This window comes from Mesorhizobium sp. M7A.F.Ca.CA.004.04.2.1, from assembly GCF_004022825.1.
GTDB lineage: Bacteria > Pseudomonadota > Alphaproteobacteria > Rhizobiales > Rhizobiaceae > Mesorhizobium.
Window position 1 is genome coordinate 1 of the sequence record NZ_RZPH01000348.1, and the last position, 5,470, is coordinate 5,470.

A 5,470-nucleotide genomic window follows, 5' to 3' on the forward strand; every position below is an offset into this window, starting at 1 on the left:
GAAGACCGTCTCGTCGAGGAATGGGCACATTATCGGGAGATCGCATTCGAGACCATTACCGATGATAGCCAACCTGATGCATGCATTGCAGCCGTCAAAGAGCTTTATCTTTGGGCAGAGATGGAAACGGAAAGGCTAAGAATACGGGAGCGCGTCATGGAGCCATATGTGGTTCGCGGTGCTTTCCATATTCTCGCCAATTCGACTCCATCTCCCCGAGTTTATTGGCATCCGCGATTCATGCAGCGCTTGGCTCAATTGTTGGGCATTGCCGCATGAAAAGCTGGAGCGAGCGGCCAATTGAGATTCGCAACCTCTTCAACCCTGCATTTTGTGGCCTTGTGCTCTTTCGCGCTTTATCTGGGTTCGAGGAGGAAGCCAAAGAAGGCATGCCATTCTCGTTGTCCCTGCTGATTTTGCCATTGTGTTTGCAGCGCCAGTCTCGTGAAACTTTGCAGCGCGGAAACCGCGGTTATTTCTTGAAGGTGGTTGCGGAGCATCCGGAACTCCAAGTTGGATTCGACCGTCGTTGCACCGATATCCTTCCGTTCACTTTCGAAGCACTCGGGTTGCTCATGCATGTCGATGCACTGGCTGTTCAGCCGGACGGCCGGTTGCTTTCCAAGCCAAAAGGTGTGCGAAAGACTATTAACGGCACTCCTGAGTCCATAGCTTGTCAACGCGTTGCGGCGTTCTTGGGAAAAGAGTTCGCGCGCATTGGTGATAGAGGAACTATCTATACCACACTGGGCATTAGACCATGAAGATCAAGTCAATCCATATATATAGTAATGATGGCCGCCGTCGGGATGTGATCTTTCATGATGGCCTCAACGTAATTACTGGCAGGTCCTCCACCGGCAAATCCGCCCTTTCGGATATCATCGAATATTGCATGGGACGATCGACCTTCAACGTGCCCGAAGGCGTGATCCGGGATCACGTAACTTGGTACGCGGTTATTTATCGTTTCGAGGGCGAACAGGTGCTCGTGGCGAAACCAGCTCCTGTACTTGGTGCGCAAAGCGGAAGTACCGTCATGGTTCGCCGCGGAGCCGTGCTAAATGCACCAGCGTTCAACGAACTCGTAGTCAACGACACTGATGACGGCGTCGTCGCTCTGCTAACGGGGTTGCTCGGCATTCCTGAGAATACCACCGATGTTCCGCTTGAAAACAGTCGGGACAGCTACGATGCAAACGTAAAACATACCTTCTACTACCTGTTCCAGAAACAGGCGATTGTAACCAACAAGGATCAGTTGTTCTATCGCCAGAACGAGCCGCACCAGCCGCAAGCGATCAAGGACACGCTACCCATCCTGCTGGGGGTGTCTGGTAGAGACAAGTTTACACTGGAATCCCAACTGCGCATTGCGCAACGCGAGCTTCGCTTAAATGCAAAGCTCGTCCAGCAAGCCAACGAAGCAATCGACAGTTCCGAGGAGCGCGCGATCGGCCTCCTGTCGGAAGCTCGGGCCGTTGGCATTCTACGATCCATTGGCGGCGACGAGGTGGCGGTCGTCGATCTTCTCCGACAGGCTCTTGACTGGCAACCAACGCCTACACCCGAAGACGACGGTCAAAGGGTGTCAACCATCGAGAACGACTTGGTCGATCTCAGGGAACGACGTCGAGAGACACAGCGCCGGATAGAAAGCGCGCAGCAGTTCGCCCGCCGAGCGGAAGGTTTCCAGAGCGAAGTTACGGAGCAACGGGATCGCTTGAGTTCTATCAAGGCACTCCCCTCCAACAAGGCCACAGGGGAATGGCAGTGGCCATTTGTAGAAGCCAACCTCGGCATGACAACCCCTATTGCCGAGGCACTTTTATCGGAACTCGCCTCTTTGGATCGCGAACTGATAGCTGTGACTGGCGAACGGCCCGCCTTAGAAGCCTATTTGGTCGAGCGGCAGAAGGAAGTGGTCTCGATAGGAGACGACCTCCGAAGCAGGGAGTTGGAACTAGCTTCCGCCATTGCGGCCAGCGAAGTAATCGCCCAGACGGGCAGCAGGAACAACGCCGCTTCACGTGTGGTCGGTCGCATTAGTTTGTTTCTGGAGAACCTTGTACCCGATACCGAGATGACGAAGCTTAAGAATGAGGAGCGCCGACTCAAGGCCAAGGTAGAAGGTCTCGAACGAAAGCTTGGCGCCGATGATACAGAATCTCGTTTGGTATCGACACTCAGCAATATCTCTATGCATATGTCTGGATACATCGCCGCTCTCGGTGGTGAGTTTGGCCAGTACCCGGCTCGCCTTGACCTGCACAATCTCACTGTCGTTATAGATCGGCCTGGTCGGCCGATCTATATGAACAGGACAGGTGGCGGCGAAAATCACTTGGCGTATCATCTGGCCGCACTACTGGCCCTTCATCGGTTCGCTTCGACTTACGGTCAGCCCATACCGAGATTCATGCTAATCGACCAACCGACACAGGTATATTTTCCTTCGGAGAAGGCTTACGCGGAAGCTGGAGGGTCAATCGAACAGACTGAAAAGGATGCCGATCTGGAGGCCGTTAGGCGGCTGTTCGAGGTCCTGTCTCGGTTCACGATTCAAGATGCGCCCGGCTTCCAATTGATTGTTACTGAGCACGCGAACCTACGTGACGATTGGTTTCAAGCCGCGTTGGTTGAAGGGCCATGGACTAAGCCGCCAGCTCTTGTTCCCGACGACTGGCCTGATATTCCTCTCACATAATGAAATCTTTGCGTTGTGTTCGCTATTTCAATTCACTTGGCCAGATCTGCGTCGTCGACGGCGGGGATACGGCTGTCCGCCTACCCACCCGCCAGCCTCGGCAGCAGAAAATCTCCGCCCCCTGCGGCAATTCCTTCGACCACGTCTCGCGATAGATCGTCCCATCGATCGCCACCGCGATGCCTTTGTCGATCCAGGGCTCGAGGCCGGGATACTGTTCAGCCAGCTTCCTGAACAGCTCCCTGATGTCCTTGGCTTCGACCTCGACCTTGCTCTTGCCGTCGGCAAGCTGGCCGACGGCGCCCCAAGGGGTGACTTCGACCATCAGCGCACCCCTCGCCCTAGCCTTCCCGTTCCGCCTCGATCGCCGCCAGGCCGACTAGCAATGTGACAAACAGTTGAAGAACGAAGACGTCGATCGTCACATCAGCGTGCACTGGAAGTAATGAAAAATCGGTCCTTTAAGCATTCACTTGAAATGATGGGTAACGAATGGATACGCTTCAATTCGAAATCGCCCGCTTCCTGGCTGCAAAGGCTTTGCATAAGAGGCGGACGACATACCAGCAGGTTGGTGAGGCAGTAGGCTGGAACCATCCAACGGGCCGCGGGCTTGGGCGAAATCTCGAGGTCATTCTGCACTATTTGGCGGATCGTGGGCTGCCGCCTCTCACGACGATCCTGGTGAAGAAGGGGGAGCGGCATCCAGCTGAAGATGCGATGGCATACATCCGCAGCGCACTCGGAGCTATAGACATCGAGGCTGCCCAGCAAGAGGTGTTTGCGTTTGACTGGACGTCGGTTCCAGAACTCGCCCCGGCCACCGATACCCTACCCGATGGCCGGCAGGTCTGGCTGACATCGTTCTGGGGCTTCGATCCAGCCAGCTGGGGATGCATCGGATTTGCCGACGAAGCTCGGCGGGCCCGTTACCTTAGCAACTCCAAGCCGGGGACACTGGTCGCGATCTACGTGACCAAGGGAAAGGGCCCGGAAAACATGCGCGGCAAGGTTGTCGGGGTGCTTGAGATCTCCCACGAGATCGGTCACGCGCAGGAGTTCATCTCGGGGGATCGCTGGGCCGAAAAGGAGCGCGATCAGGACTCCCGTGGGAAGTGGCTTTATGCGGTAAAGGCGACGAGGGCATGGCGCATCGTTCCAGAGGATTGGCGTCGAGTGGAGGAGTTGTTTCCTCAGGCTTATCGTGGCTCGAATGCAGAACTCATAGGAGCAAACGGTGTCCCCGTCTCAGCCGACGAGGCGGCAGAGCTCTATGAGTTGGACGTCTACGAAGTGCCGGTCTATGGGCAGACGGAGCCCGTGGACCCGACAATTCAGACCCTCGAATCCGCGCTTAGCCCGAGCCGCGCCGTGAGACCGGCCTCACGGCCTTACTGGGTCGGGGAGACGAACGGGCCGAAGCATCTCTACATACTCCGCCTCGTGGGTAACATCGGAGCCTATCTGGGACGTCGGGATGATGAAGTCGAAGACAAACACATCATCAAAGTAGGCTTCTCAAAGAGCCCGCAGGCGCGCCGCGATCAGATCCAGAGCGCCTATCCCAGAGGAGCCTTCCATTGGGAGGTCTTCAAGCCAAGCCCTCAGCCCGACACCGCACCATATGCGAGTGCAGAAATTGCGATCGCCGGCGAGGACGCCATGAAGAAGCGCCTCGTGGAAGATGGCGCAGAGGTGCTTGGTGGCGAGTTTTTCCTCGCAGACGACAACCTGATCTATCGGATCTGGGCAGCGGGTAGCAACGCGGCGAAGGCAGCGCAGGATGGACTGCGGAACCAGCAATTTCCAGAATAGGCGCCGACGGTTCGAGCTCTACAACAGCCAAGCAGCAGGTTCTATGCCTAGTATCGACCCATCGGCACCCGAAACCAGACAGTCCGCTTGCGGCCCCACCACGACATGATGTTAAGCGATGGTGCCGAGGCCCGGCTCTCCCCCTCATCCCCCCGCCAGTCGCGGCAACAGAAAAATCTCCGCCCCCTCTGGCAGCTTCTTCGACCACGTATCCCGATAGATCGTCCCGTCGATCGCAACCGCGATGCCTTTGTCGATCCAGGGCTCTAGGCCGGGATACTGTTCAGCCAGCTTCCTGAACAGCTCCCTTATGTCCTTGGCCTCGATCTCGACCTTGCTGTTGCCTCCGGCGGTCGCGGCGAGCGAGCCCCAGAGCGTTACTTCGACCATTCCCGTTCCGCCTCGATCGCCGCCAGGATGCGCGGCGGCGACATCGGGATGTGCGTCATGCGCACGCCCGCGGCGTTCGACACCGCATTGGCAATCGCCGCCAGCGGCGGCACGATCGACGTCTCGCCGACACCGCGCACCCCGTAAGGGTGGTTGGGGTTGGGGATTTCGAGGATCTGCGTGTCGATCATCGGCAGGTCCGAGCAGACCGGGATGCGGTAGTCGAGGAAGCCGGCGTTCTGCAGCCGCCCGTCCTTGCCGTATATATACTCCTCGTTGAGCGCCCAGCCGATGCCTTGCGCCGCACCGCCCTGGTACTGTCCCTCGACATAGGTCGGGTGCACCGCCTTGCCCGCATCCTGCACGACCGTGTAGCGGATGACCCTGGTGGCGCCGGTCTCGGGATCGACCTCGATATCGCAGATATGGGTGGCGAAGGAGACGCCGGCGCCATCGGCGACGAGTTCGCTGTGGCCGGCGATCGGCCCGCCGGTCTTGCCCGACTCGACCGCGATCTCCTTCAGCGACAGCTTGCCGAGATTGCCGTGCTTCTCGCCC

The 5,470-nt window shown here is 57.7% G+C and carries 6 protein-coding genes and 1 pseudogene; 4 read left to right on the forward strand and 3 right to left on the reverse strand.

The window, feature by feature from the left end:
* From EN893_RS16775 to EN893_RS16785, 3 genes are all read left to right on the forward strand, one after another.
* A partial coding sequence (locus EN893_RS16775; RefSeq protein ID WP_348632480.1) for an ABC-three component system protein occupies nucleotides 1-279 on the forward strand: 279 nt, incomplete at its 5' end.
* A complete protein-coding gene (locus EN893_RS16780) occupies nucleotides 276-764 on the forward strand; it encodes a three component ABC system middle component (protein ID WP_127266996.1) in 489 nt (162 codons plus the stop codon). The genes EN893_RS16775 and EN893_RS16780, both read left to right, overlap by 4 nt.
* Entirely contained in the window at nucleotides 761-2,707 is a 1,947-nt protein-coding gene (locus EN893_RS16785) for a DUF3732 domain-containing protein (protein ID WP_127266995.1), read from the forward strand. Before EN893_RS16780 ends, EN893_RS16785 begins: the two co-directional genes overlap by 4 nt.
* Before the next feature lie 80 nt (nucleotides 2,708-2,787).
* On the opposite strand, the pseudogene EN893_RS16790 reads toward EN893_RS16785, so the two are convergent.
* Nucleotides 2,788-3,032 (reverse strand): annotated as a pseudogene (locus EN893_RS16790) (MoaD/ThiS family protein).
* Between the two features lie 167 nt (nucleotides 3,033-3,199).
* On the opposite strand from EN893_RS16790, the gene EN893_RS16795 reads away from it, so the two are divergent.
* Nucleotides 3,200-4,522 (forward strand): hypothetical protein, encoded by a 1,323-nt coding sequence (locus EN893_RS16795; RefSeq protein WP_127266994.1) that lies wholly within the window; start codon nucleotides 3,200-3,202, stop codon nucleotides 4,520-4,522.
* Between the two features lie 144 nt (nucleotides 4,523-4,666).
* Here the strand turns inward: EN893_RS16795 and EN893_RS16800 are convergent, their stop codons facing one another.
* Nucleotides 4,667-4,912, reverse strand: coding sequence for a MoaD/ThiS family protein (locus tag EN893_RS16800; protein ID WP_027035223.1), 246 nt, complete (start codon nucleotides 4,910-4,912; stop codon nucleotides 4,667-4,669).
* Nucleotides 4,900-5,470 (reverse strand): molybdopterin cofactor-binding domain-containing protein (locus EN893_RS16805; protein WP_164900920.1); only part of this gene is annotated, 571 nt, incomplete at its 5' end. The genes EN893_RS16805 and EN893_RS16800, both read right to left, overlap by 13 nt.